26 protein-coding genes are annotated in these 25,410 nt (G+C 64.4%); 23 read left to right on the top strand and 3 right to left on the bottom strand.

The genetic code is table 11. The features are described from left to right. Positions 1-39: 39 nt before the first annotated feature. The 10 genes from GCN74_RS24480 (at position 40) to GCN74_RS24435 (ending at position 10,579) form a co-directional block, all read left to right on the top strand. Positions 40-1,038 (top strand): fumarylacetoacetate hydrolase family protein, encoded by a 999-nt coding sequence (locus GCN74_RS24480; RefSeq protein ID WP_152259077.1) that lies wholly within the window; start codon positions 40-42, stop codon positions 1,036-1,038. A gap of 139 nt (positions 1,039-1,177) precedes the next feature. Further along, the gene (gene flhB / locus GCN74_RS24475) at positions 1,178-2,371 is read left to right on the top strand and encodes a flagellar biosynthesis protein FlhB (protein ID WP_152259076.1); all 1,194 of its coding nucleotides are present in this window, start codon (positions 1,178-1,180) and stop codon (positions 2,369-2,371) included. Further along, positions 2,368-4,464 (top strand): flagellar biosynthesis protein FlhA, encoded by a 2,097-nt coding sequence (gene flhA / locus GCN74_RS24470; RefSeq protein WP_152259075.1) that lies wholly within the window; start codon positions 2,368-2,370, stop codon positions 4,462-4,464. Before flhB ends, flhA begins: the two co-directional genes overlap by 4 nt. Before the next feature lie 312 nt (positions 4,465-4,776). Continuing rightward, positions 4,777-6,105, top strand: coding sequence for a flagellar biosynthesis protein FlhF (flhF, locus tag GCN74_RS24465; RefSeq protein ID WP_152259074.1), 1,329 nt, complete (start codon positions 4,777-4,779; stop codon positions 6,103-6,105). Next, complete coding sequence (locus tag GCN74_RS24460; protein WP_152259073.1) at positions 6,098-6,961, top strand: MinD/ParA family protein; 864 nt, start codon at positions 6,098-6,100, stop codon at positions 6,959-6,961. Before flhF ends, GCN74_RS24460 begins: the two co-directional genes overlap by 8 nt. Positions 6,962-7,006: 45 nt before the next feature. Then, positions 7,007-7,738: an RNA polymerase sigma factor FliA gene (locus GCN74_RS24455; protein WP_152259072.1), complete on the top strand. Its 732-nt coding sequence runs from the start codon at positions 7,007-7,009 to the stop codon at positions 7,736-7,738. After that, positions 7,720-8,466, top strand: a complete 747-nt coding sequence (locus GCN74_RS24450; RefSeq protein ID WP_152259071.1) for a flagellar motor protein — start codon at positions 7,720-7,722, stop codon at positions 8,464-8,466. Before GCN74_RS24455 ends, GCN74_RS24450 begins: the two co-directional genes overlap by 19 nt. Before the next feature lie 5 nt (positions 8,467-8,471). Then, positions 8,472-9,248 (top strand): flagellar motor protein MotD, encoded by a 777-nt coding sequence (gene motD, locus GCN74_RS24445; RefSeq protein WP_152259086.1) that lies wholly within the window; start codon positions 8,472-8,474, stop codon positions 9,246-9,248. 62 nt (positions 9,249-9,310) lie between these two features. Beyond that, on the top strand, positions 9,311-9,673 hold the full coding sequence (locus GCN74_RS24440; protein WP_152259070.1) for a translation initiation factor Sui1: 363 nt from the start codon (positions 9,311-9,313) through the stop codon (positions 9,671-9,673). Between the two features lie 51 nt (positions 9,674-9,724). Further along, on the top strand, positions 9,725-10,579 hold the full coding sequence (locus GCN74_RS24435) for a hypothetical protein (protein ID WP_152259069.1): 855 nt from the start codon (positions 9,725-9,727) through the stop codon (positions 10,577-10,579). A gap of 50 nt (positions 10,580-10,629) precedes the next feature. Here the strand turns inward: GCN74_RS24435 and GCN74_RS24430 are convergent, their stop codons facing one another. The 3 genes from GCN74_RS24430 to flgA all read right to left on the bottom strand — a co-directional run bounded on the left by GCN74_RS24430 (position 10,630) and on the right by flgA (position 12,221). After that, entirely contained in the window at positions 10,630-11,097 is a 468-nt protein-coding gene (locus GCN74_RS24430; RefSeq protein WP_152259068.1) for a flagella synthesis protein FlgN, read from the bottom strand. A gap of 8 nt (positions 11,098-11,105) precedes the next feature. After that, positions 11,106-11,414: a flagellar biosynthesis anti-sigma factor FlgM gene (flgM, locus tag GCN74_RS24425; RefSeq protein WP_034787161.1), complete on the bottom strand. Its 309-nt coding sequence runs from the start codon at positions 11,412-11,414 to the stop codon at positions 11,106-11,108. A gap of 111 nt (positions 11,415-11,525) precedes the next feature. Then, positions 11,526-12,221 (bottom strand): flagellar basal body P-ring formation chaperone FlgA, encoded by a 696-nt coding sequence (gene flgA / locus GCN74_RS24420; RefSeq protein WP_152259067.1) that lies wholly within the window; start codon positions 12,219-12,221, stop codon positions 11,526-11,528. A 191-nt stretch (positions 12,222-12,412) separates the two neighbouring features. Between flgA and flgB the strand changes: the two genes are divergently transcribed. From flgB to GCN74_RS24355, 13 genes are all read left to right on the top strand, one after another. Beyond that, a complete protein-coding gene (gene flgB, locus GCN74_RS24415; protein ID WP_131687745.1) occupies positions 12,413-12,865 on the top strand; it encodes a flagellar basal body rod protein FlgB in 453 nt (150 codons plus the stop codon). 2 nt (positions 12,866-12,867) lie between these two features. Further along, complete coding sequence (flgC, locus tag GCN74_RS24410; RefSeq protein WP_071075845.1) at positions 12,868-13,269, top strand: flagellar basal body rod protein FlgC; 402 nt, start codon at positions 12,868-12,870, stop codon at positions 13,267-13,269. A 15-nt stretch (positions 13,270-13,284) separates the two neighbouring features. Further along, positions 13,285-13,980, top strand: coding sequence for a flagellar hook assembly protein FlgD (locus tag GCN74_RS24405; protein WP_152259066.1), 696 nt, complete (start codon positions 13,285-13,287; stop codon positions 13,978-13,980). A gap of 53 nt (positions 13,981-14,033) precedes the next feature. After that, entirely contained in the window at positions 14,034-15,581 is a 1,548-nt protein-coding gene (locus GCN74_RS24400) for a flagellar hook protein FlgE (RefSeq protein WP_152259065.1), read from the top strand. 75 nt (positions 15,582-15,656) lie between these two features. Continuing rightward, on the top strand, positions 15,657-16,400 hold the full coding sequence (locus tag GCN74_RS24395; protein WP_152259064.1) for a flagellar basal body rod protein FlgF: 744 nt from the start codon (positions 15,657-15,659) through the stop codon (positions 16,398-16,400). A 73-nt stretch (positions 16,401-16,473) separates the two neighbouring features. Next, the gene (flgG, locus tag GCN74_RS24390) at positions 16,474-17,256 is read left to right on the top strand and encodes a flagellar basal-body rod protein FlgG (RefSeq protein ID WP_071322383.1); all 783 of its coding nucleotides are present in this window, start codon (positions 16,474-16,476) and stop codon (positions 17,254-17,256) included. 50 nt (positions 17,257-17,306) lie between these two features. Next, complete coding sequence (locus GCN74_RS24385) at positions 17,307-17,957, top strand: flagellar basal body L-ring protein FlgH (RefSeq protein WP_152259063.1); 651 nt, start codon at positions 17,307-17,309, stop codon at positions 17,955-17,957. A gap of 2 nt (positions 17,958-17,959) precedes the next feature. Then, positions 17,960-19,075 (top strand): flagellar basal body P-ring protein FlgI, encoded by a 1,116-nt coding sequence (locus GCN74_RS24380; RefSeq protein WP_152259062.1) that lies wholly within the window; start codon positions 17,960-17,962, stop codon positions 19,073-19,075. Between the two features lie 10 nt (positions 19,076-19,085). Further along, entirely contained in the window at positions 19,086-20,009 is a 924-nt protein-coding gene (gene flgJ / locus GCN74_RS24375; RefSeq protein WP_152259061.1) for a flagellar assembly peptidoglycan hydrolase FlgJ, read from the top strand. 88 nt (positions 20,010-20,097) lie between these two features. After that, positions 20,098-22,065: a flagellar hook-associated protein FlgK gene (flgK, locus tag GCN74_RS24370; RefSeq protein ID WP_152259060.1), complete on the top strand. Its 1,968-nt coding sequence runs from the start codon at positions 20,098-20,100 to the stop codon at positions 22,063-22,065. 73 nt (positions 22,066-22,138) lie between these two features. Next, entirely contained in the window at positions 22,139-23,380 is a 1,242-nt protein-coding gene (flgL, locus tag GCN74_RS24365; protein ID WP_193317235.1) for a flagellar hook-associated protein FlgL, read from the top strand. A gap of 167 nt (positions 23,381-23,547) precedes the next feature. Then, positions 23,548-24,000 carry a MarR family winged helix-turn-helix transcriptional regulator gene (locus tag GCN74_RS24360; protein WP_152259059.1) on the top strand — a complete coding sequence of 151 codons (453 nt, stop codon included), beginning with the start codon at positions 23,548-23,550 and terminating at the stop codon, positions 23,998-24,000. A gap of 45 nt (positions 24,001-24,045) precedes the next feature. Continuing rightward, positions 24,046-25,305: an MFS transporter gene (locus GCN74_RS24355; protein WP_152259058.1), complete on the top strand. Its 1,260-nt coding sequence runs from the start codon at positions 24,046-24,048 to the stop codon at positions 25,303-25,305. The last annotated feature ends 105 nt before the right edge of the window (positions 25,306-25,410 follow it).

Genomic DNA, 25,410 nt, shown 5'->3' with positions numbered 1-25,410 from the left:
CAGCGTCCAATCGCCTGCATTTGACGAAGTTTTTCCCACATGAAATTAGCTACCCTGAACGATGGCACGCGCGACGGCCAGCTGGCTGTCGTCTCGCGCGACCTGAAAACGGCCCACCTGGCCGATGGCATCGCCTCGACCCTGCAAAAGGCGCTCGACGACTGGAGTTTCATCGCGCCCCAGCTCGATTTGCTGTACCAGACCATCAATAGCGGCCGCGGCCATCGCGCCTTCGAGTTCGACCCCGCCAACTGCATGGCGCCCTTGCCGCGCAGCAGCCTGCGCGTGGCCGGCGCCTCCTATCTGCAGCAGATCGAGCGGGCCTGCAAGGCGGCGGGCAGCGAGGCGCCCGCCAATCTGCGCGAGGCGCCGCGCCTGTACCAGGGCGCCAGCGACGATTTTCTCGGCGCCCACGATGCGATCGCCCTGGCGCACGAGCAGTGGGGCATCGACTACGAGGCCGGCATCGCCGCCATCACGGACGACGTGGCCATGGGCTCGACGCCGGACCAGGCGCACCTGAACATCAAGCTCCTGATGCTGGTCAACGACATCACCTTGCGCAACCTGGCGCCGGACGAGCAGGCCGGCGGCTACGGCTTTTTGCAGGCGAAGCCGGCCATGGCTTGCTCGCCTGTCGCCATCACGCCCGACGAGCTGGGCGATGCCTGGCGCGGCGGCAAGGTGCATTATGCGCTGCGTTGCAGCCTGAACGGGAAATTGACGGGCCAGCCCCACGCGGGCGCCGACATGGCCTTCAATTACCCGCAGCTGCTCGCCCATCTGTGCCAGACGCGCAACGCGCGCGCCGGCAGCGTGGTCAGCGCGGGCGGCGTCGCCAACAAGGAAGCCAAGAAGGGATTTTCCAGTATTTTTGAGCGACGTAACCAGGAGATGATCGCCGATGGCGTGGTCAGCACGCCTTATCTGCTGTTTGGCGACGTTGTCCGCCTGGAAATGCTGGGCGATGACGGCAAGTCGCTGTTTGGCGCCATCGAGCAGATGGTGAAGCAGGCCGAGGCACGCAAGACCCGCTAAGGTTTCTGGGGAGCAAAGGAAAAGCAGGGGATTCGCCCTCCTTTTCCCTTGATGGCGCTGCCGTCATTGAACCGATAATGCCCCATGCCCAGTCCGTATTGCGCCTAGCCAGGCTGCAGGACTTCACCGGAGTTGATTGATGTCGGAAGACAGCGACGCAGAAAAGACCGAAGCCGCGTCACCGAAGCGCCTCGAGCAGGCGCGTGAGGAAGGCGACGTTCCGCGATCGCGTGAAGTGGCAACGTTTACGGTGCTGATGGCGTCCGGCTGCTGCCTGTGGTTTGCCGGCGACGCCATCGTGCGGCGGCTGACGGCCGTCATGGTGTCCGGCCTGAGCCTGGACCGGGAGCAGATACTCAATCCCGACGCAATGATGTTGCGCATCGGTTACGACGTGGGCTCCGTCCTGCTGACGTGCCTGCCGTATGCGCTGGCCATCATGCTCGTCGCGCTGGCCTCGCCCGTGCTGGTGGGCGGCTGGCTGTTCAGTTCCAAGGCGTTTACCCCCAATTTTGGCAAGCTCAACCCGATCCGCGGCCTGGGCAATATGTTTTCGAAGAATGCGCTGGTGGAGTTGCTCAAGGCCATAGCCAAGACCCTCGTCGTCGGCGTCGTCGCCTGGATGGTGATGCAGCACCAGAAGGACGCCGTGCTGGGCCTGTCGGTGGAATCCCTGCGCGCCGGTTCGGCCCATCTGATCAGCCTGCTGATCACGGCGTTCCTGCTGATCGTGGGCGCGCTGGGCCTGATCGCCGCCATCGACGGTCCGTACCAGATGTGGCACTACGCCAACAAGATGAAAATGTCCTTGCAGGAAGTCAAGCAAGAGTCGAAGGAGTCGGACGGCAATCCGCAGATCAAGGCGAAGATACGCCAGTTGCAGCATGAAATGTCGCGCCGCCGCATGATGGCCGACGTGCCGACGGCCGACGTGGTGGTGACCAATCCTACCCACTATGCGGTGGCCTTGAAGTATGGCGAGAATTCGCGCGGCGCGCCGCAGGTGGTGGCCAAGGGCGTCGACGAGGTGGCGGCGAAGATCCGCGAACTGGCGGGCGAGCACAAGGTCGCCATCCTGGAAGCGCCGGCCCTGGCGCGCGCGCTGTACAAACACACGGACATCGGCGACGAGATTCCCGAGGCGCTGTACGGCGCCGTGGCCGAGGTGCTCGCGTATGTGTTCCAGCTGCGCAGCTATGGCAAGGGCCAGGGCGAGCGTCCGGACAAGCCGAGGAAACTGGACGTGCCGCCCGAGCTCGACCCGCAAAACCCCGCATCGCAGACGCCGCCTACAGCCGGCGCAGCAGACAAGAATAAAGGAAGTACACCATGAACGGCCTGAGAATGCCAGCCTGGCTCAGCGGAATGGGCAACAACGCCAGCAAGGGCATCGCCGCGCCGGTCATCATCATCATGCTGCTGGCAATGATGGTGCTGCCGCTGCCCGCCTTCATCCTCGACATCTTCTTCAGTTTCAATATCGCGCTGTCCATCATCGTGCTGCTGACGGCGCTGTACACGGTCAAGCCGCTCGATTTCATGGCTTTCCCCACCATCCTGCTCGTCTCGACCATGCTGCGCCTGTCGCTGAACGTGGCGTCCACGCGCGTGGTGCTGACGGAAGGCCATACGGGCGCCGACGCGGCCGGTAAAGTGATTGAAGCGTTCGGCCACTTCCTGATCGGAGGCAACTACACGGTCGGTATCGTGGTGTTTATCATTTTGACGATCATCAACTTTACCGTCGTGACCAAGGGTGCGGGCCGTATCGCCGAGGTGGGCGCCCGCTTCGCGCTGGACGCCATGCCCGGCAAGCAGATGGCCATCGATGCGGACCTGAACGCGGGCCTGATCGGCGAAGACGAAGCGCGCCGCCGCCGCACGGAAGTGGCGCAGGAAGCGGAATTCTATGGCGCCATGGACGGCGCCAGCAAATACGTGCGCGGCGACGCCATCGCCGGCATCATGGTCACCGTCATCAATATCGTCGGCGGCCTGCTGGTGGGCTTGCTGCAGCACGACATGGGCTTTGCCGATGCGCTCAAGAACTACACCCTGCTGGCCATCGGTGACGGCCTGGTGGCGCAGATTCCTTCGCTGATCATTTCCACGGCCGCCGGTATCGTCGTCTCGCGCGTGGCCAGCGAACAGGACATCGGCACCCAGCTGGTGGGGCAATTGTTTGCGAAACCGCAAGTGCTATATATTACCGCCGGCATCATCGGCGGCATGGGCCTGATTCCCGGCATGCCGAACATGGTCTTCATCCTGCTGGCCTCGCTGCTGGCCGGTTCCGCCTATCTGCTCAGCAAGAAGCGCACGCAGGAAAAGGCGGCGGCCGAAAAGCCGGCCGAAGTGCCGCAAGCCACGGTGGCGCCCGAGCAGGAAGAAGCCAGCTGGCAAGACATCATGCCCGTCGATACCCTGGGCCTGGAAGTGGGCTACCGTTTGATTCCCCTCGTCGACAAGACGCAGGGCGGCGAATTGCTCAAGCGTATCAAGGGCATCCGCAAGAAATTTGCCCAGGAAGTGGGTTTTTTGGCGCCGCCCGTGCATATCCGCGACAACCTGGAATTGAAACCGTCCGCCTACCGCATCACCCTCAAGGGCGTGGAAGTGGGCGTGGGCGAAGCGTTCAACGGCCAGTTCCTGGCCATCAATCCCGGCATGGCCAGCGGCACCTTGCCGGGCCTGACCACCAGCGACCCTGCGTTCGGCCTGCCCGCCACCTGGATCGACGCCAGCTTGCGCGACCAGGCGCAATCGATGGGCTACACGGTGGTCGATGCGGGCACCGTGGTGGCCACGCACCTGAACCACCTGATCACCTCGCACGCTGCCGAACTGCTGGGCCGCGCGGAAGTGCAGTCGCTGCTCGATCACCTGGGCAAGGAGTCGCCGCGCCTGGTGGAAGACCTGGTGCCGAAGATGCTGTCCCTGTCGACCCTGCAAAAAGTGCTGCAGAACCTGCTGTCCGAGGGCGTGCACATCCGCGACATGCGCACCATCATCGAAACCCTGGCCGAGCATACGGTGCAGACGCAGGACCCGAACGACCTGACGGCGCTGGTGCGCGTGGCCCTGGGCCGCGCCATCGTGCAGCAACTGTTCCCCGGCGCGGCCGAACTGTCCGTGATGACCCTGGACAGCCGCCTGGAACGCCTGCTGATGCAGGCCATGGGCAATGGCGGCGATGGGGCCGGCATCGAGCCTGGCCTGGCCGACACCATCGCCCACCAGGCGGGGCTGGCTGCCCAGCAGCAGGAAGCGCTGGGCCTGACGCCCGTGCTGCTGGTGCCGGCGCCGCTGCGGACCCTGCTGTCGCGTTTCCTGCGTCGCGCCTTGCCGCAGCTGAAAGTGCTGTCGCATGCGGAAGTGCCGGAAACCAAGACGATACGGGTGACCAGCCTGGTGGGCGCGCAATAGTTGGCTTTGTCAATGCCGGGGTCAGACCCTCAACACCGCCAACAGCAAGGTCATTGCCAACGTGTACGGGGGTCTGACCCCAACCTCCCAGCCCTTGCTTTTGGTCAAATAAACATCAATTTCCTGCCGGCAAACTGAATAACGGGTACTTTCCCGTCCTGTTCCTTCGATCATTTCCTCCAAGCATCGCTAATAATGGAAACTGTCCGGGTGATCTGTGTCCATGTGGAAGACAGCACTCAAGCAACAGGAGTCGATGATGGTCACACAGTTCAGCCAAGATTGCGCCACCCCCGCCTTGGGAGGCCGGTCATGAATGTGAAGAAATTTACGGGCGCCTCGTCGCGCGATGCGCTGCGCAAGGTGCGCGAAGCGCTGGGCCCCGATGCCGTGATCCTGTCGAACCGCCAGGCCGATGGCGTGGTGGAAATCCTCGCGCTGGCCAATGACGATGCCGCTTCGCTGGCCTCGCCGCCGGCCGCCTCCGAAATGGCCCAGCCCCGTCCCCAGTTGCAGACCCAGTTCGCCACGCCGCCGCGCGCCGCCGCCCCGGCCCAGCGCCCCGCCGCGCCGCGCCAGCCCGCGCCGCGCCAGGCTGCCTCCGAGCCAGTGGACATGGCCCGCATGCAGCAGATGATGGCCAGCGCGCTGGCGCACGTCAAAGAGAACGCCGCTGCCGAAATGAGCGGCATGATGAATGAAATCCGCGCCATGCGCGGCATGATGGAAACGCAGCTGGCGGAAATCTCGTGGGGTTCGACGCAGCAGCGCGAGCCGCAGAAGGCCGTCGTGCTGCGCGAAATGCTGGCGGCCGGCTTCTCGGCCAGCCTGGCGCGCTACCTGATCGACAAGCTGCCTGCCGGCCTCGATGGCGCGCAAAGCATGCGCTGGATCAAGACGGTCCTCAGCCGCAACCTCAATACCGTGGCCAATGAAGACGCCATGCTGGAGCAGGGCGGCGTGTTCGCCCTCGTGGGCCCGACCGGCGTGGGCAAGACCACCAGCACGGCCAAGCTGGCGGCCCGCTGCGTAATGCGCCATGGCCCGGAAAAGCTGGCCCTGATCACCACCGATGCGTATCGTATCGGCGCGCATGAACAGCTGCGCATCTACGGCAAGATCCTCGGCGTGATGGTGCATTCCGTGAAGGACGAGGCGGACCTGCGCATCGCCCTGAAGGAATTGAAGAACAAGCACACGGTGCTGATCGACACGGTGGGCGTGAGCCAGCGCGACCAGATGGTGACGGAGCAGGTGGCCATGCTGTCGGGCGCCGGTGCCGACGTGAAACGCCTGCTGTGCCTGAACTCCACGGCCACGCAGGAAACCCTCAATGAAGTGGTGCGCGCCTACCAGGGCAGCGGCCTGGCCGGCTGCATCATGACCAAGCTCGATGAAGCGGCGTCGATCGGCAACGTGCTCGACGTGGTGATCCGCCAGAAGCTGAACCTGTTCTATGTGTCGAACGGCCAGCGCGTGCCGGAAGACCTGTACCTGGCCGACCGCGGCTACCTGATCGACCGTGCCTTCAAGCTCAAGCGCGATGCGGCGGCCACGCAGTTTTCCGATGCCGAACTGCCGCTGCTGATGGCGCAGGCGGCTGCCCGCAACAATGAAGCGCGCGGGGTGCACCTTGGCTAATTTCGATTTCGACCAGGCCGAAGGCTTGCGCCGCATGCTGGCCGGGCCGCAGCCGCGCGTCATGACGTTCCTCTCGGCCACGCCGCAGGACGACAAGGGCGCCATGCTGGTCAACCTGGGCGCCTCGCTGGCCTATGGCGGCAATGACGTGCTGCTGCTCGACGCCAGCGGCGGCAGCGATGGCGTGGCATCGCGCCTGGGACTGGCGCATGGCGCCAGCCTGCGCGACGTGGCGCGCCAGCAGTGCGGCCTGAATCAGGTAATCCACCAGGTGCCGCAAGGCTTCGGCGTGGCCAGCCTGGGCGCGCGCAACCACCTGATGGACAGCATGGACTATGCGGGCGAAGACGAATTGCGCCGCCTGGGCAAGACCTTTGAGGTGCTGGCGCGCCAGAGCGGCATCGTGCTGGTCGACGGCGTCGTGGCCGACGAGGGCGACTGCTTCCCCGTGCCCCTGATGGCCTCGTCCGATATCGTGGTGCAGGTATCGACCAGCGCCACCTCGATCAAGGCGGCGTACTGCCTGATCAAGCGCCTGAGCCAGGAACTGGGACGGCGTCCGTTTGGCATTCTTGTCACGGGCGCTTCCGAATCCGAGGCAAAAGTGGTATACGATAATATGGCGCAGGCGGCAAGCCGCTACCTGGCCGTGAAACTGACTTCGATGGGGTCGGTGCCTGCCGATGAGTATCTGCACCGCGCGGCGCGGCTGGGCCGCAGCGTGGTCGATGCGTTTCCGCTGGCGGGCGCTTCGGTGGCGTTTCGCGGACTGGCCGAGCGGCTGGCCCGTTCGGCGGCGCCGGTGCTGGGCGGTACCTTGTGCCAGACGGGGAGCGCACACCATTTCAGCGCCTGAATGCAACCGTAGCACCAGATAAGACGAGAAAACAATAAGCAGCCTATGTACACGGTCAAAGGGAAATCGAACAAGGACCATTTGCTGACGGAACACATTCCGCTGGTGAAGCGTCTGGCGCACCATATGAAGGCGAAATTGCCGCCTTCGGTCGAGGTCGATGACCTGATCCAGGCCGGCATGATCGGCTTGCTGGACGCCATTACCCGCTATGAAGAGACGCATGGCGCGCAGTTCGAGACGTATGCCGTGCTGCGCATCCGCGGCGCCATGCTCGACGAATTGCGCACCAGCGACTGGCTGCCGCGCAGCATGCGCCAGAACATGCGCAAGATCGAAGAGGCGATGAGCATCCTGCAGCAGCGCCTGGGCCATCCGCCGACGGAGTCGGAAGTGGCCAAGCTGCTCAAGATGTCGCTGGCCGACTACCAGGAAATGCTGGGCGACGGCGGCGGCCACCAGCTCGTGTACTACGAAGATTTTCATGACCCGGACGGCAATGACAGCTTCCTCGACCGCCACTGCGTGGACGAGGACAGCGACCCCTTGCGTTCCCTGCTCGATACCGATTTCCGGCAATCCGTGATCGATGCCATCGATGCGCTGCCGCCACGCGAGAAAATACTCATGGGCCTGTACTACGAAGAAGAGCTGAACCTGAAGGAGATCGGCGCGGTGATGGGCGTGTCGGAATCGCGCGTCTCGCAGCTGCATACCCAGGCCGTCGCGCGCCTGCGCGCAACCTTGAGGGAGCAGGCGTGGACTGGTCCAGCGTAATCGGGCTGGCGCTGGCGCTGGCGGGCCTGCTGGTCGGCCAGGCACTGGAGGGCGGCAAGATGGCCTCCCTGCTGCAGCCGGCCGCCTTTGCCATCGTCATCGTCGGCACCTTCGGCGCCGTGCTGCTGCAGACGCGGCTGCGCACCTTCGTGCGCGGCCTGGAAATGCTGCGCTGGGTGTTTTTGCCGCCCGCCGACACGCGCGCCGCGCTGGCGCGCGACATCGGGCAATGGAGCCTGACGGCGCGCCGCGACGGCCCGCTGGCCCTCGAGCGCCTGATGGAAAACACGGCCGACCGCTTCAACGCCAAGGGCTTGCGCATGATCGTCGACGGCATCGCGCCCGACAAGCTGCGCCAGCTGCTCGACGTGGAAATCTCCGCCTATGAAATGGCCGAGCGCCAGGCCGTCAAGGTGTGGGAATCGGCGGCCGGCTATTCGCCCACCATCGGCATCCTGGGCGCCGTGCTGGGCCTGATCCACGTGATGGAAAACCTCACCGACCCCAGCAAGCTGGGCGGCGGCATCGCCGTCGCGTTCGTCTCAACGATTTATGGCGTGGGCCTGGCCAACCTGCTGTTCCTGCCGGTGGCGAACAAGCTCAAGGCCATCGTTTCGCGCCGCGTGCTGCAGTATGAAATCACGGCCGCCGTGCTGTACGACATCGCCACGGGCGACCATACGCGCATCATCGAAGAGCGCGTCTCCAGCCTGCTGCACGAGCACTGACCATGATGCGGCGCGCGCGCAGGAAGTATGACGAGGAACCGGACAACCAGGACCGCTGGCTGATTTCGTACGCCGACTTCATCACCCTGCTGTTCGCCTTCTTCGTCGTCATGTATGCGATTTCGCAAGTCAACGAAGGCAAGTACCGCGTCTTCCAGAACGCCATCGGCCAGGCCTTCAGCCTGGAAAAGGGCGCGCCGCCCATCGTCATGGAAGCGCCGCAAGCCATCCCGCTGCCCAATCCCGCCCTGAAACGCCGCACGGAAGCCATCCGCCGCGAGCGCGAACACATGACGCGCCTGGCGCAGGACCTGGCGTCCACCCTGGCGCCGCTGGTCAAGGAAGGCAAGGTGCGGGTCACGCAGACGAGCCGCGGCGTCAGCGTGGAAATCAATGCCAGCGTGCTGTTCGACCCGGGCGCGGCGCGCCTGACGGCGGAATCGGACCAGGCCCTGCGCGCCGTGGCCGTGCTGCTCAAGGACGACACGCACGACGTGCAGGTGGAAGGGCATACGGACGTGCAGCCGATCAGCAATTCGAACTTTGCCTCGAACTGGGAATTGTCGGCCGCGCGCGCCAGCGCCGTCGTGCGCCTGTTCATCGCCAGCGGCGTGAAGGCTGCGCGCCTGACGGCCGTGGGCCACGCCGACAACATCCCCGTGGCGCCCAACGCCACGCCGGAAGGGCGCGCGCGCAACCGCCGCGTGGCCGTGACGATTTTGTCGGGCATCCCGGAAACGGTGACGGAAGTGCCGACGGCGCCCGTGGCGCCAGCCAACTGAGCTCGTCAACTGCGGGCTGCCGCTTGGTACAATCGCGCTTTCTTCCTTTTTATCTTTCCCTCATGAAAAGCAGCTCCCTGGGCGGTCTCGTCTATTCCACCGAAACGGGCCGCATGTGCCCCGCCTGCCGCCAGCCGCTGGCGCAGTGCGCGTGCAAGGCGCAAGCGAAGGCGGCGCCTGCGGGCGACGGCGTGGTGCGCGTGTCGCGCCAGACCAAGGGCCGCGGCGGCAAGAGCGTCACCGTGGTCAAGGGCTTGCCGCTGGATGCCATCGCCCTGGCCCTGCTGGGCAAGCAGCTGCGCACGCAGTGCGGCTCGGGCGGCACGGTCAAGGATGGCGTGATCGAAGTGCAGGGCGACCATGTGGACACCATCGTGGCCGCGCTGACCAGGCTGGGCCACCAGCCGAAAAAGGCGGGCGGCTAGCGGTGCCGCGCGCCTGTGGTAAGGTGCGTTTCCTTTTATGCGCCACCTCACATGAATAACAAACTGACCGGCATCGCCATCGCCGCCGCCATCGCGGCAGCGCTGGCGTTCGTGTACTGGCCGGCGCCCGACGGCGATGCGCCCCAGGTGGCGGCCGGCATCGCAGCCGCACCGCAGGGCCGCAGCCTGGCCTCGTATTTGAATCTGGATGCGGCGCCCATGCCCGCCGCGGCGCCCGTGCCCGTCACCCTGGCGCAGCAGCTGGCACGCCTGGCGGCCAGCGGCAAGCCGGAAGACGCGTATGCGGCGTATAACCTGCTCGACGATTGCATCGTCTTCCAGCGCGAAGGCCGCTTGCCGGGGCTGGAATTCGAGCTGGGACGCGAGATGACGGCGGAAGAAAAAGCCGCCCAGCAGCAGCTGTGCGCGGGCCTGACGCAGCGCCAGCGCGAGGACCGCCTCGGCTACCTGGCCGCCGCCGCGCAAGGCGGCGTGCCGGGCGCGGCCACCATCTTCCTGTCGGAAGGCCCGTTCGGCGACCGCAGCGCGCTGCGCAACCGTCCCGACGATCCGCTGGTGCAGGCGTGGAAGCGGCAAGCCATCGCCCAGCTGACGGCGCAGGCGGACGAGGCGGAACTCACCAGCGTGTCGACCCTGATGATGGCGTATCTGCGCGATGGCGAGGTGGTGCAGAAAGATGCGCCGCAAGCGTATGGCTATCTGCTGGCCCTGCGCCAGGTCTACGACGACATCCTCGCGCCCGGCGTCACGAATCCCTATCAGGATGAGTACTGGCACTGGCTGCAGGCGGAACTGACGCCGGAACAGCAAGCGGCGGCCGCCGCGAAGGCGCAGGCCATCGTGGCGAAATACCGCCAGCATACGGGACGTCCCGCGCACGGCTGAAGGGCAGGGCGGCTGCCCCTTGCCGGGGCATGGCTGTTAACTGGGGGGAATCAGCCGATGACGACGCGGCGGCTGGCCGTGTTCGTCGTCGGTTGGCCGCTGGGGCCGTAGAAATTGCCGCTCTGGGCCGTGGGGCGCATGGCGTTCAGCGCGCCTTGCGTGTGCAGCATGTGCTTGTTGACGAGCAGGCTGTTCAGGCGGTTTTGCTCTTTCGCTTCGCGCGTGGTCTCGAGCAGGGCTTTCCACAGCGATGCCGCCTCGGCCTCGCTGGCGCCGACCAGCCAGTCTTCCATGCCCGCTTCGGCGGCCGTAAAACCGGCTGCCGCCAGCGCCTGGTGGCGTTGCGCCGCCAGCTGGCTCAATTGTCCTACCAGTGCCGTCTTGCGTACGGTGAGCTCCGCGATTGCATCGATGTCAGCGGCAACCAGATGCCGCTGTTCTTCTTTCATCAATGCCAGCAATGTGGTCATGAGCTGTTGCTCGTCGCGCAGGCTGGAAAACGGAGTCACTGATTGCATGAGGGAACCTATCTATTTCGTGAGTGCAGCAAGTCCTTGACCGTGTCGAGGAGACCGTCCGCCACTTTTTCAGAGTTGACCTGGAACTGGCCGTCGGCGATCGCCAGCTTGATGCGCTCGACTTTTTTCGTGTCGAACACGGCGCCGCTGCCGGCAGTTGCACTGGCCGCTAATGCCTGTCCTTGCGGCGACAGGCGTACATTGTCCGACGTCGTCGGTGTTGCCTGGGCTTTCTCGGCATTCCGGGCGCCGGAGGTACTCGCGGGCGCCACCGGCAGGCCGGGATTGCTTTTAATGGTGTTGTCGGTAATTTTCACAGCGTGATCCTCGTCTGGTCGAAGTCAAAAAACTCCGGGATATGTGTCATTATCGGCACCTTCTTCCGAAACTTTAGTGCGCCAGACCACAATATCGCTGTCCATCCGTGTTTAAAAAGCGACCTCCACCATGCCTCCAGCCCGCGCCACGCCGCTGATCTGCTGGCCGCTTTGCGTGCGTACCTGCACCGTCTGACCATCGCCGGCGCTGCCGATGGCGCGTCCTTCTGATGCTACTTGGAAACCGTTGCCACTGGAAACGACGCGTACCAGCTGGCCCTGCATCACCACGGGCTTGCGGCGCAGGGTGTCGAGGCGCATCGGCGTGCCTGGCGGCAGGGAAATATTCGTGCTGGCGCCCACCACCTGGGCCATGTCGGTGGCGATGCCTGCCGGCAATGCGGCCAGGTCGCCCTGCATCGTCACCAGCTGGCTGGCGTCGATGGCTTGCCCTTGCGCCAACGGCACGGCGCTGGCCACGTAGTCGCCCACGACGGCCACGTTGGCTTGCAGATAGATAGTCCAGCTGGCTGGCGCCGTGCAGCGCACGCCCACGGTGGTCTTGCCCCAGGCGCGGGCGCCCGGCGCCATGAACGCCTGCGGCGCGGGGCAGGCGGCCAGGTTCAGGCGCGGATCGACGGCGCCGACGGTGATCGTCACCTTGCCCGGCAAGCCGTTGCTTTGCACCTGCAGGAACTGTTCCACGCTGTTGCGCAGCGCTTCCGGCGTTTGCCGGCCGGCGTTTTGCGCCTGGGCCAGCAATGGCAGGGCGGCGAGGGCAAGAAGGAAAGCAAGCGGTGTTTTCATGGTGATAGGCCTCTGGAATAGTGCCATGATAGTGCGCGCCGCCCCGTTCGAAGCGCCGATTAAGGGGTAAAAGTACGGTCTGATCCGGCGATGGCCGTGCCGGTGCGCGCCGTACTATGTTTCCTGTCATCACTATACCGCCATCCTTCCGCCATCTCGGGCGCCAGTGGCAGATCTTTCCGGAGCCTGACATGATAGGGAAACTCGACGATTACATGCGCTTCAACGAGACGGCGCTGAGCCTGCGCTCGACGCGCCAGGAATTGCTCGCCTCGAATATCGCCAATGCCGACACGCCCAACTACAAGGCGCGCGATGTCGATTTCGCCGCCGCGCTGAAGGGCGCGATGGCGCGCAAGGACGGCGTGCCGCCCGCCCTGAAGGGCACGGCGCCGCAGCATATGCCGGGCAAGGGCGTGGCCGCAGCGGCGGGCGCAACCGGTGGCGGCAAGGTCGAGACCCTGGCCGACGGCACGCCGCTGCTGTACCGCGCGCCGGCCCAGGGCGCCGTCGATGGCAATACGGTGGACATGGACCTCGAACGCAACGCCTTTGCCGACAACGCCATTCGCTACGAGGCGGCCGTGACCTTCCTCAATTCGCAGATCAAGGGCATGCTGACGGCCATCCAGGGAGGACAATAATCATGTCGCTATTTAATATCTTCAATGTTTCCGGTTCGGCCATGAGCGCCCAGGCGCAGCGCCTGAACACGGTGGCCAGCAACCTGGCCAATGCCGACAGCGCCACCAGCGCCACGGGCGAAGCCTACCGCGCCAAGCAGGTGGTGTTCGAGGCCGTGCCCATGGCCAACGGCGCCACGGCCGTCAAGGTGCAGAAGGTGATCGAAGACCCGTCGCCGATGAAGCTGGTCTACGACCCGAAGAACCCGCTGGCCGACGAGAAGGGCTACGTCACCATGCCCAACGTGAATACGGTCGACGAAATGGTCAACATGCTGTCCGCTTCGCGCTCGTACCAGACCAACGTGGAAACCATGAACGCGGCCAAGTCGCTGCTCCTGAAAACCCTTACCCTCGGCCAATAAGGCTGATTGATCATTATGGCAATCATCGATACGAGCAACACCGTCACCACCGACCTGATGGCGACGATGAATCCGAAGAAGACGACGGCCGAGGCAGGCAGTGTCGAAGCGGAAACGAACAAATTCCTCACCCTGCTGGTCACCCAGCTGAAAAACCAGGACCCGATGAATCCGCTGGACAATGCGCAGCTGACCAGCCAGCTGGCACAGCTGTCCACGGTGACGGGCGTCAACAAGCTCAACACGACACTGGAAACCCTGAAGGCCAGCTACCAGCAAGCTGAATCGATGCAGGCGGCCAACATCATCGGCCATGGCGTCTTGACGGCAGGTAAGGATATCAACCTGAGCAAGAGCGCCGCGCTGCTGGGCGTGGACCTGGCCACGGCCGCCGACAAGGTCAAGGTCATCATCTACAAGGATGGCAAGGAAGTCCATTCCATCGACCTGGGGGCGCAGCCGGCTGGCACCTTGCCGCTGGGCTGGAACGGTTCCACCGCCGACCTGGACAAGGACGGCAAGCCGGTCGTGCTGGCCGACGGCGCCTACACCTTCGCGGTGGAAGCCACGCGCGGCGGCACCAAGCTCAAGGATGCGACGGCGCTGATGTTCGGCTCGGTTGCCAGCGTGTCGACGGGCGCCAATGGCGTGAAATTGAATGTGCCGGGCGTGGGCAGCATCACCATGGCCGACGTGAAACAGATTCTGTAAGCCGCTTCCCCTTAGCGTGACCCCCTACCCCTAATTTCTACCAGGAGAACACAATGTCTTTCCAACAAGGCCTGAGCGGCTTGAATGGCGCCGCCAAATCGCTGGACGTCATCGGCAACAACATCGCCAACTCGTCGACCGTGGGTTTCAAGCAGTCGCAGGCCCAGTTCGCCGACATTTATGCCAACTCGCTGTATGGCGTGGGCGGCAACCAGGCGGGGATCGGCGTGTCGGTCTCGCAAATCGCCCAGCAATTCAACCAGGGTAACCTGGAATCGTCGTCGAATCCCCTGGACATCGCCATCAATGGCGGCGGCTTCTTCCGCACCAGCGTCAACGGCGCCATCCAGTACTCGCGCAATGGCCAGTTCCAGGTCGACAAGAGCGGTTTCATCGTCAACGCCCAGCTGGCGCAGCTGACCGGCTATGCGGCCGACGCCAACGGCAAGATCGTGGCCGGCGCCGTCGTGCCCCTGCAGATCGACCAGTCGGACATGAAGCCCCAGGCAACGACCAAGATCGACACGCAAGTCAACCTCAATTCGAACACGGCCATGCCGACCACGGTGCCGTTCAAGTCGACGGACGACACCTCGTACAGCAAGTCGTTTCCCGTCGAGGTCTTCGATTCGCTGGGCAATTCCCACATCATGTCGAATTTCTACGTCAAGACGGGCACCAACACCTGGGACGTCTACTCGGCCGTTGACGGCACGGAAGTGACCAGCATGAAGGTCGCGGCCGCCCTGCAGACGGACCCTGCCTCGCTGGCCGCGCGCGCCGCCTACCAGGCCGCCGCCACGGCCGTGCCGCTGGTGCCGGCCAACGTGACGGCCGCCGCCGTCGCCTATGGCAATGCGGTCGGCGCCGCTGTCTCGGCTGCCGCCGCCGCCGCGGGCGCCACGCCGGCGCAACTGGCCGCCATCGCCGCCACCTACGGCAGTGCCGTGCCGAACGGCGTCAACTCGAGCCGCACGCCCGACCAGATCGACGCGGCCATCCGCGCCGTGACCGTGGTGCCAGCCGTCAAGACCGGTTCGCTGGTCTTCAACACGGTCGGCAGCCTGGACCGGGCCGCCATGCTGGCCCTGACGCCGCCGCAAACCTTGCCCGTCACCGTCAACCTGCCGATCTTCCCCGCCACGGGCGCCAATCCGACCCTGTCGGTGCAGGTCGATTTCAGCAAATCGACCCAGCTGGGCACGGCCACGGCGGAAAAGAAAACGGAAGCGGACGGCTACAAGGCGGGTCAATTGAGCCAATTCATCGTCGGCGACGACGGCGTCATCCAGGGCCAGTACAACAATGGCAAGACGCGCGCGCTGGGCCAGGTGGTGTTGAGCAACTTTACCAACCCGAACGGCCTGGAACCGCTGGGCAACAACGCCTGGGTGGAAAGCTCGGCCTCGGGCAAGCCCATCACGGGCGAGCCGAAGACTGGCACCCTGGGCAACTTGCGCGCCTCGGCCGTGGAAGTGTCGAACGTCGACTTGACGGCAGAGCTGGTCAACATGATCACGGCCCAGCGCGCCTACCAGGCAAATGCGCAGACCATCAAGACGCAGGATTCCGTCCTGCAAACCCTGGTCAACCTGCGTTAATAGTACCGGGGTCAGACCCGCCGGGTCTGACCCCAGCTTTCTGCCTTGGGTTGAAAGCAACAGGAGAAATAAAACATGGACCGTCTCATCTACACCGCCGGCTCGGGCGCCAAGCACATCCTGGACAAGCAGGCGACCACCGCGAATAACCTGGCGAACGCCACCAGCACGGGTTTCCGTGCCCAGCTCGACTCGTTCCGCGCCGTGCCCGTGGTGGCCGACGGCATGATGCCCACGCGCGCCTTTGTCGTCGATTCGACGGTCGGTTCCGATTTCACGCAAGGTCCCATGCAGCACACGGGCCGGGCGCTCGACGTGGCCGTGGAAAACGGCGGCTGGATCGCCGTGCAGTCGGCCGACGGCTCCGAAGCCTACACGCGCAACGGCGCCTTGAAACTCAATGAAAACGGCATGCTGCAGACGCAGTCGGGCCTGATGGTGCAGGGCGATACGGGCCCGCTGGCCATTCCGCCCGGCGTGACGGTGGCCATCAGCGGCGACGGCACGGTGGGCACGATTTCCACGGACGTGCCGCCGGGGCCGTCGACGGTGCTGGGACGCATCAAGCTGGTCAACCCGCCCGAGCAGCAACTGGTGCGCGGCGACGACGGCTTGTTCCGCTTAAAGGATGGCACGGTGGCGCAGGCGGACCAGGCCGTCAAACTGACGACGGGCGCGCTGGAAGGCAGCAATGTCAGCCCCGTCGACTCCATGGTCAGCATGATCGCCCTGGCGCGCCAGTTCGAAACGCAAATGAGTTTATTGAAGAATGCCGAGAATAACGCGGCGAAAGCCACCCAGATCCTCGCTTTGAATTGATAGGGGCCACCGCATAATGGTCACATAGAAATATGTCTACAGGGCTGACTAGCGCTGTTATTGGAGAAAAATCATGATTCGTTCCCTTTGGATTGCCAAAACCGGCCTGGAAGCGCAGCAGACGCAGATGGACGTGATCGCCAATAACCTGGCCAACGTCAGCACCACGGGTTTCAAGAAGTCGCGCGCCGTGTTTGAAGACTTGCTGTATCAAAATGTGCGCCAGCCGGGCGCGCAATCGTCGCAGCAAACCCAGCTGCCATCGGGCTTGCAGATCGGCACCGGCGTGCGCACGGTGGCAACCGAACGCATCCATACGCAGGGCAATCCCCAGGCATCGGGCAATTCGCGCGACGTGATGGTCAACGGCACGGGCTTCTTCCAGGTGCTGATGCCGGACGGCGCCACCGCCTACACGCGCGACGGCTCGTTCCAGACGGACAGCAACGGCCAGCTCGTCACTTCCGAAGGCTTCGTCATCCAGCCCGCCATCACCGTGCCCACCAACGCGCTGAGCCTGACCGTGGCGCGCGACGGCACCGTTTCCGTCACCTTGCCCGACACCGTGGCGCCATCGCAGATCGGCTCGCTGCAACTGACCACCTTCGTCAATCCGGCCGGCCTGGAATCGAAGGGCGAAAACCTGTACATGGAAACGGGCGCCTCCGGCGTGGCGCAAACCAACACGCCGGGCACCAACGGCGCCGGCGTGCTGATGCAAGGCTATATCGAAACCTCGAACGTCAACGTGGCCGAGGAAATGGTCAACATGATCCAGACGCAGCGCGCCTACGAGATCAACAGCAAGGCCATCACCACATCCGACCAGATGCTGCAGAAATTGTCGCAACTTTAATTTTCATAGTCGTCATGCCATCCGCCGCCGGATGGCAGCGGAGGTCCGTCATGCAATACCCCATCATCGCCCTGTTGTCCGCAGTCCTGTTGTCCGGCTGCGCCATCACGCCCACCTCGATCGTGCAATACCCGACCACCACGCGCGCGCCGATGCCGGAACCCGTGGTCGTCAACAACGGTTCCATCTACCAGCCGTCGACCTACCGTCCCGCCTTCGAAGACCGCCGCGCGCGTCACGTGGGCGACACCATGACGATCGCCATCACCGAGCGCACGAATGCCGTCAAGGCGGGCGCCAGTTCCGGCAACAAGTCGGGCAGCGTGGGCTTCAGTACGCCCGGCATCGCCCAGGGCCGCTTCGGCGGCACCGTGGCGGCGAATGGCGCAACGAAATTTGCCGACGGCGACAACCAGTCCGCCAGCAACACCTTTTCCGGCACCATCGGCGTGACGGTGATCGAGGTATTGCCTAATGGTAATCTCATCGTCGCCGGCGAGAAACAGATCGCCATGAACAAGGGCACGGAATTCATCCGCTTCTCGGGCATGGTCAATCCGGACACCATCGGCATCGGCAACGTCGTGCCGTCGACCCAGGTGGCCGATGCGCGCGTCGAGTACCGCACCAACAGCCAGATCGACCGCGCAGAAATGGCGTCGATGGCGTCGCGCTTCTTCCTCAGCCTGCTGCCGTTCTGATCATGGCGACCTCGACCTTTCCCCGCTTCCTGGCCATCGCCGGCCTCGCTTGCGCCCTGCTGGCGCCCGTGGCGCAGGCCGAGCGCATCAAGGACCTGGCCAGCATTGCCGGCGTGCGCCAGAATCAGCTGATGGGCTATGGCCTCGTTGTCGGCCTCGACGGCAGCGGCGACCAGACCACGCAAACCCCGTTCACCATCCAGAGCGTGGCCGCCATGCTGCAGCAGCAGGGGATTAACTTGCCGCAAGGCACCAGTTTGCAGCTGAAAAACGTGGCCGCCGTGATGGTGACGACGGCCTTGCCCGCATTTGCCCAGCCGGGCCAGTTGCTCGACGTGACGGTGTCGTCGATGGGCAATGCGAAAAGCTTGCGCGGCGGCACTTTGCTGATGACCCCGCTGAAGGGCGCCGATGGCCAGGTGTATGGCATGGCGCAGGGCAACGTGCTGGTGGGCGGCGTGGGCGCGCAGGCGGCCGGCAGCTCCGTCGTCATCAATCACCTGAGCGTGGGCCGCATCTCGGGCGGCGCCACCGTCGAGCGCACCGTGCCCACGGTACTGGGCGCCAACAATACGATACGCCTGGAATTGAACGCCACCGATTTCGCCACCGCCAGCCGCGTGGTCGACGCCATCAACAGCCGCTACGGCGCCGGCACGGCCGCCGCGCTGGACGGCCGCGTGATCCAGGTGCAGTCGCCCGGCGGCAGCGACCAGCGCGTGGCCTTCCTGGGCCAACTGGAAAGCATCGAAGTTAATCCGGCCCGCCTGGCCGCCAAGGTCATCATGAATGCGCGCACGGGTTCCGTCGTGATGAACCAGTCCGTGACCCTGGAAACATGCGCCATTTCGCACGGCAACCTGTCCGTCACCATCAATGTGGAGCCGCAGGTGAGCCAGCCGCCGCCGTTGTCGGGCGGCCGCACGGTGGTCACGCAGACGGCGCAGATCGATATCAAGAAGGAACCGGGCAAGGTCATGCTGGTCAAGGGCGGCGCGTCGCTGTCGGACGTGGTGAAAGCCCTCAATGCCATCGGCGCCTCGCCGCAGGACTTGCTGGCCATCCTGCAGGCGATGAAGGCGGCCGGTTCGCTGCGCGCCGAACTTGAAATCATTTGATGGACACGCCATGATCAGTCAAACCGACCTCAGCAATACCGCCGCCTATGACGTGAAAGGCATGGACGGCTTGCGCCAGTCCGCCAAGGCGAAGGACCCCGCCGCCCTGAAAGAGGCAGCCACGCAATTCGAAGCCATGTTCATCAATATGATGATGAAAAGCATGCGCGAAGCGACGCCGCAGGACGGCATCATGGATAGCCAGCAAAGCAAGATGTACACCTCGATGCTGGACCAGCAGACGAGCCAGAACCTGGCCAAGCGGGGCACGGGCCTGGCGGACGTGCTGATCCGCCAGCTGTCGTCGTCGAACCAGGCGCTGGCCGCCGATGGCGCCGAAGCGCCGTCGCCCCGCTCGTCGAGCATGGCGCAGGCACTGGCGGCCTTCCGCCAGCAGCAGGGCGCCCTGGGCGACGGCGCAGCCGGCGCCACCACCGGTAAAACCTTGAGCGACAAGGCCAACGCCACGCAGGCGCCGCATGTGCGCGCCTTCCAGGAAAAGCTGGGCGTGCATGCGGAAGAAGCCAGCCGCACCACCGGCATCCCGGCCAAGTTCATGCTGGGCCAGGCCGCGCTGGAAACGGGCTGGGGCAAGCGCGAAATCATCAGCCGCGACGGCAGCAGCAGCCACAACCTGTTTGGCATCAAGGCGACAAGCGACTGGAAGGGCAAGGTCACGGAAGCCGTCACCACCGAATATGTGAATGGCAAGGCGCAGCGCAAGGTGGAAAAATTCCGCGCCTACGACAGCTACGCGGACAGCTTCAAGGATTATGCGCAGTTGATTACCAACAACAAGCGCTACGAGAAAGTATTGGCCAGCGCAGGCGACGCCAGCACGTTCGCCCAGGGCTTGCAGAAAGCCGGCTATGCGACGGACCCGAATTACGCTGCCAAATTGACAAAGATTATCAAAAATTCGCTGGTCGGCTGACGCCCCGCCGTGCCCCCGTGCAGGCCGCGCGCTTCAAGTTTTCGCCGCGGCTGCCGTAAATACTTTTGACGGTAACCAATAAGACACCATGACTTCGAATCTACTCAGCATCGGTAAGAGCGGTTTGCTTGCAGCGCAGGTGGGCCTGTCGACGACCGGGCATAACATCACCAATGCCAACGTGGACGGCTACAACCGCCAGGTGGTGCTGCAGCAGACGGCGCAGTTCAACAATGCTGGGTATGGCTTTGTGGGCAATGGTACCGAGGTATCGCAAGTCAAGCGCCAGTACGACGGTTTCATGGCGGCCCAGGTGAATGGCGCGCAGGCGAGCACCAGTTCGCTCGACGCCTATTACACGCAGATTACCCAGATCGACAATATGCTGGCGGACCCCACGGCCGGGCTGTCGCCGGCGATGGCCGATTTCTTCAAGGGCGTGCAGGATTTCAGCTCGAACCCCTCGTCCGTCTCGTCGCGCCAGGCATTGCTGTCGAGCGCAAACTCGCTGACCGCGCGCTTCCAGGGCCTCAGCGCGCGCCTGACGGAAATCGGCGACGGCGTCAATTCGCAGATCACCTCGAACGTGAAGGTGATCAATTCCTACGCCAAGCAGATCGCGGAACTGAATACCGCGATCACCAACCTGACCGTGAATGAAAGCAATCAGCCCAACGATCTGCTGGACCAGCGCGACCAGCTGATCACGGAGCTGAACAAATACGTCAAGGCAACGGTCCAGCCGGGCGCCGGCAACACGATCACCGTCTCGATCGGTTCGGGCCAGCCGCTGGTGGTGGGCGACAAGAACTTTGAACTGGCCACCACGCCGTCGCCGACGGACCCGAACCGCCTGGACGTGGGCTATGTGACGGGCACGAGCGTCACCAAGCTGTCGGAAAGTTCCCTCAGCGGCGGTGCGCTGGGCGGCTTGCTGGAATTCCGCAGCGGCAGCCTGGACCGCATCCAGAATTCGCTGGGCAAGGTCGCCATCGCGCTGGCCTCCACCTTCAACGAGCAGCACAAGCTGGGCCAGGACTTGAATGGCGACATGGGGGGCGATTTCTTCAAGCTGCCCGATCCCGTCATCGGCGCCGACTACCGCAACAACGCGACCAGCACGACGGCGCTGTCGGCCAAGGTCAGCGATCCGACCAAGCTGACGGCCAGCGATTACGCCGTCAAGTATGACGGCACGAATTATGTGGTGACGCGCCAGAGCGACGGTGCGCAAACGACCATCAACCCGTATCCGCAGACGGTGCCGCAAACCATCGACGGCGTGGATTTCTCGATCACGGGCACGGCTGCCGAAGGCGACAACTTCATGGTCCGGCCCACGGCCCACGGCGCCTCCGACCTGGCCGTGGCGATTACCGACCGCAACAAGCTGGCCGCCGGCGCGCCGATCGCCACGGGCGCGCCCGTCAGCAACACGGGTAGCGGCAAGCTGGGCGCCGGTAGCGTGGACAAGGCATATTTAACGCCGGGCAACGCCTTGACGGGCACCGTCACCCTGACATATGACAAGGCGACCACCTCGCTGTCCGGTTTTCCTGCGGGCCAGGCCGTGACGGTGAAAGGCTTGAATGGCGCCACCACCACGTATCCGGCCGGCACGGCGAATATCCCGTACACGGAAGGCGACAGCTTCAGCTTTGGCGGCATCAATGTGAACATGACGGGCGCGCCCGCGCAGGGCGATAAATTCACCATCGCGCCGAACGCGGGCGGCGTGGGCGACAACCGCAATGCCGCCTTGCTGGCAGGCTTGCAGACGAAAAACATTCTCGATGGGGGCAAGGCCACGTTCCAGGGGTCGTATGCGGAAACCGTCAGCTATGTGGGCAACAAGACGCGCGAAGTGCAGGTCAGCGGCCTGGCTAGTCTTGCATTACTGCAACAAACCAGCACGCAGCAGCAGGCCGTCTCCGGAGTCAACCTCGATGAGGAGGCGGCCAATCTGTTGCGCTATCAGCAAGCCTATCAGGCTTGCGGCAAGGTCATGCAGATTGCCAGCACCCTGTTCGACGTGGTCATCGGCCTCGGACGTTAATTAATCATCATTCAGATTCAGCGATTCAAGCGGCGGTGCCTGGCGCCCCGCCGCCATCAGGAAGGGCAGCATCATGCGCATCAGTACCAAAATGATCTATGACGCGGGCAGCACGCAGCTGAACAATCTGCAGGGCGCGCTGAACCGCACTCAGATGCAACTGTCGGCGAACCGCCGCAACCTGACGCCGGCCGACGATCCGATCGCGTCGGCGCGCGCGCTGGAAGTGACGCAATCGCAATCGATCAATACGCAATTCGTGACGAACCGCTCGAATGCCAAGAATTTTCTTTCGCAGGAAGACCTGGCGCTGGCCAGCACCACCTCGCTGATCGCCGACGTGCAGGAACTGGTGTTGAAGGCCGGTAATCCGGCATTGAAGGATATCGACCGCCAGAGCCTGGCCACGGAGCTGAAGGGGCGTCTGACGGATCTGCTGGGCATCGCCAACACGTCCGACAACGCGGGCGGCTACCTGTTCGGCGGCTACAAGTCGACCACGCAACCGTTCAGCCAGACGCCGGGCGGCGCCACTTACGTGGGCGACCAGGGCCAGCGCGAGCTGCAGGTGGGCTCGGCCCGCTACCTGGCCACCAGCGACTCGGGCGCGGCCGTGTTCGAGAACAATTTGACGGGCAACGGCAAGTTCACCACGGCGGCCGATCCGGGCAACTTTACGCGCGGCGGCGCCGGCATCATTTCCGGCGGCACCGTGACCGATCCCACCAAGTTGACGGGGCATAAGTACTCGATCGATTTCCAGGTGACGGGCACGGGCAATGCTGCCGTCACGACCTATACCGTGACGGACGTGACCCTGGGCCAGACCATCCCGAATCCCGCCGTGCCCGTGCCCTACAAGTCTGGCGACGCCATCAACTTTGACGGCCAGCAAGTCAATATCGCGGGCAAGCCGGCCGACCTGGACAAGTTTACCCTGGAGCCCAGCGGCAAGGAATCGATCTTTACCACCATCACCAACCTGATCGGTGCGCTGGGCCAGCCGGCCTCGGGCGACGCGGGGCAGGCGCGGCTGACGGCCAGCCTGAACGCGGCGCACGATATCCTCGACACGGCCTACGACAATGTGCTGTCCGTGCGCGCGGAAGTCGGTTCGCGGCTGAAGGAACTCGACACGCTCGACAGCGCAGGCGACGACCTCGACCTGCAATATGCGAGCACCCTGTCGGGCTTGCAGGACCTGGACATGGTGAAGGCGATTTCCCTGTTCAGCCAGCAGCAGATCACCCTGCAGGCGGCGCAAAAGTCGTTCACTTCCATGTCGGGCCTGTCGCTGTTCAATTACATCAGCTAAGCGGTCCGCACTTTCAGGATGGCCGGCAAGCCGGGGCAGGGAGCCATCTCCCGCCCCGGCTTTTTTGCGCCCGCAAGATAGTCATTCTGTTAATGTATGCAGGCAAACTGTGCAGTCTACCTGCATATCTGTTATAGTAAAGGCCGTTGATCCACCATACGGCGAGCATGAGCACCCCACAAGAAGACCACGACGGCCACGAACAGGTACTGCAACTGGCTGGCGAATTGCGCATCCTCATCGGCAAGCTGCGCCGCCGCCTGCGCGAGGAAGCGCACCTGGGCGATGTCAGCATGTCGCAGGCATCCGTGCTCAGCCGTCTCGAACGCGACGGCCCGGCCACGGCCAGCAGCCTGGCGCGCGCCGAAGGCATGCGGCCCCAGTCGATGGCCGCCACCGTGCTGGCACTGACCGAGGCGCAGCTGGTGACGGGCGCGCCCGACCCGGCAGACGGACGCCAGACGATATTGACCCTGACGGACAGCTGCCGCGCCTGGATCGCCGCCAGCCGCGCCGCGCGCGAGGACTGGCTGGCGCGCACCATCGAAACCCGGCTCACGCCGGACGAAGTCGCCGAACTGAACCATGCGGTGGCATTACTCAAACGCTTGGCGGAATGATCCGCTGATGTATCCCGCAACCCGGCAAGGAGCCCGCACGCCCAGATGAACAACACATTCCGTTCGCTACGCATACCCAATTACCGTATCTGGGCCGGCGGTGCCCTCGTGTCGAATATCGGCACCTGGATGCAGCGCACGGCGCAGGATTGGCTGGTGCTCAGCGAATTGACGCAGCACAATGCCAGCGCCGTCGGCATCGTCATGGCCTTGCAATTCGGCCCGCAGCTGCTGTTGCTGCCCCTGACGGGCATGGCGGCCGACTTGCTGGATCGCAGGAAATTGCTGCTGTTCACGCAGGCGGCCATGGGCTTGCTGGCGCTGGGCCTGGGCTTGCTGTGCATCAGTGGCCTGGTTCAACTGTGGCACGTGTATGTGTTTGCTTTCCTGCTGGGTTGCGTGACGGCCTTCGATTCGCCCGTGCGCCAGACGTTCGTGGCCGAAATCGTCGGCGAGGAAGACCTGACGAACGCCGTGGCCCTCAATTCCACCTCGTTCAATGCGGCGCGCATGCTGGGCCCGGCCGTGGCCGGCTTGCTCATCAGCAGCGTCGGCAGCGGCTGGGTCTTCATCATCAACGCCGTCTCGTTTGCGGCCGTGATCGGTTCGCTGTTGCTGCTGCGCGTGGAATTGCTGCGCCGCGCGCCGCGCCTGAAGGCCACGCGGGCCAGCCTGGGCGACGGTTTCCGCTACGTGCGCCAGCGGCCCGACCTGATGGCCATCCTGCTGATGCTGTTCCTGATCGGCACCTTCGGCCTGAACTTCCCCATCTTCCTGTCGACCATGTCCGTGACGGCCTTCCATGCGGGCGCGGGCCAGTATGGCGTGCTCAGTTCCGTGATGGCTTGCGGCTCCGTGGCCGGCGCCCTGCTGGCGGCGGGGCGGGGCCAGCCCACCCTGGCCTTGCTGCTGGGAGCGGCAGCGCTGTTCGGCCTGGCCTGCGCGCTGGCCGCCGTGATGCCCAATTACTGGCTGTTCGGCATGATGCTGGTGGTCATCGGCATTGCCGCGCAAACGTTTACCACCAGCGTCAACAGCAGTGTGCAATTGTCGACGGCGCCCGCCATGCGGGGCCGCGTGATGGCCATCGTGCTGGCGATCTCGGCGGGCGGCACGCCGCTGGGCGCGCCCGTCGTGGGCTGGGTGGCCGACACCTTCGGCCCCCGCTGGGCGCTGGGCATCGGCGCCTTGTCGGGCCTGGCGGCCGCGCTCGTCGGCGTGCGCTACCTGCTCAAACATCAGCAGCTGCGCTTGAATATCGATCCGCGGCGCTGGCGCGTGGCGCTGGGCACCGACCAGCGCTGAGTTAGCGCGCCGGCGCGGCCGGCGGCGCGGGCTCCGTCCTGGCGCCCACCGGCCCCGTGCGGGCTACGAGCTGGCAACTGCGCTAGGCGGGGGACCGTGAACAAT

The organism is Janthinobacterium sp. FT14W (genome assembly GCF_009208755.1).
Classification (GTDB): domain Bacteria; phylum Pseudomonadota; class Gammaproteobacteria; order Burkholderiales; family Burkholderiaceae_D; genus Janthinobacterium; species Janthinobacterium violaceinigrum.
The sequence above is the reverse complement of the archived record's forward strand: the minus strand, read 5'-3'. Positions and strand labels throughout refer to the sequence as shown.

Excerpts from the sequence above, each read along its gene's own strand:
- GCN74_RS24480 (WP_152259077.1), top strand. The coding sequence starts at position 40 with ATGAAATTAGCTACCCTGAACGATGGCACGCGCGACGGCCAGCTGGCT.
- flhB (WP_152259076.1), top strand. The coding sequence starts at position 1,178 with ATGTCGGAAGACAGCGACGCAGAAAAGACCGAAGCCGCGTCACCGAAG.
- flhA (WP_152259075.1), top strand. The coding sequence starts at position 2,368 with ATGAACGGCCTGAGAATGCCAGCCTGGCTCAGCGGAATGGGCAACAAC.
- flhF (WP_152259074.1), top strand. The coding sequence starts at position 4,777 with ATGAATGTGAAGAAATTTACGGGCGCCTCGTCGCGCGATGCGCTGCGC.
- GCN74_RS24455 (WP_152259072.1), top strand. The coding sequence starts at position 7,007 with ATGTACACGGTCAAAGGGAAATCGAACAAGGACCATTTGCTGACGGAA.
- motD (WP_152259086.1), top strand. The coding sequence starts at position 8,472 with ATGCGGCGCGCGCGCAGGAAGTATGACGAGGAACCGGACAACCAGGAC.
- GCN74_RS24440 (WP_152259070.1), top strand. The coding sequence starts at position 9,311 with ATGAAAAGCAGCTCCCTGGGCGGTCTCGTCTATTCCACCGAAACGGGC.
- GCN74_RS24435 (WP_152259069.1), top strand. The coding sequence starts at position 9,725 with ATGAATAACAAACTGACCGGCATCGCCATCGCCGCCGCCATCGCGGCA.
- GCN74_RS24430 (WP_152259068.1), bottom strand. The coding sequence starts at position 11,097 with ATGCAATCAGTGACTCCGTTTTCCAGCCTGCGCGACGAGCAACAGCTC.
- flgA (WP_152259067.1), bottom strand. The coding sequence starts at position 12,221 with ATGAAAACACCGCTTGCTTTCCTTCTTGCCCTCGCCGCCCTGCCATTG.
- flgB (WP_131687745.1), top strand. The coding sequence starts at position 12,413 with ATGATAGGGAAACTCGACGATTACATGCGCTTCAACGAGACGGCGCTG.
- flgC (WP_071075845.1), top strand. The coding sequence starts at position 12,868 with ATGTCGCTATTTAATATCTTCAATGTTTCCGGTTCGGCCATGAGCGCC.
- GCN74_RS24405 (WP_152259066.1), top strand. The coding sequence starts at position 13,285 with ATGGCAATCATCGATACGAGCAACACCGTCACCACCGACCTGATGGCG.
- GCN74_RS24400 (WP_152259065.1), top strand. The coding sequence starts at position 14,034 with ATGTCTTTCCAACAAGGCCTGAGCGGCTTGAATGGCGCCGCCAAATCG.
- GCN74_RS24395 (WP_152259064.1), top strand. The coding sequence starts at position 15,657 with ATGGACCGTCTCATCTACACCGCCGGCTCGGGCGCCAAGCACATCCTG.
- flgG (WP_071322383.1), top strand. The coding sequence starts at position 16,474 with ATGATTCGTTCCCTTTGGATTGCCAAAACCGGCCTGGAAGCGCAGCAG.
- GCN74_RS24385 (WP_152259063.1), top strand. The coding sequence starts at position 17,307 with ATGCAATACCCCATCATCGCCCTGTTGTCCGCAGTCCTGTTGTCCGGC.
- GCN74_RS24380 (WP_152259062.1), top strand. The coding sequence starts at position 17,960 with ATGGCGACCTCGACCTTTCCCCGCTTCCTGGCCATCGCCGGCCTCGCT.
- flgJ (WP_152259061.1), top strand. The coding sequence starts at position 19,086 with ATGATCAGTCAAACCGACCTCAGCAATACCGCCGCCTATGACGTGAAA.
- flgK (WP_152259060.1), top strand. The coding sequence starts at position 20,098 with ATGACTTCGAATCTACTCAGCATCGGTAAGAGCGGTTTGCTTGCAGCG.
- flgL (WP_193317235.1), top strand. The coding sequence starts at position 22,139 with ATGCGCATCAGTACCAAAATGATCTATGACGCGGGCAGCACGCAGCTG.
- GCN74_RS24360 (WP_152259059.1), top strand. The coding sequence starts at position 23,548 with ATGAGCACCCCACAAGAAGACCACGACGGCCACGAACAGGTACTGCAA.
- GCN74_RS24355 (WP_152259058.1), top strand. The coding sequence starts at position 24,046 with ATGAACAACACATTCCGTTCGCTACGCATACCCAATTACCGTATCTGG.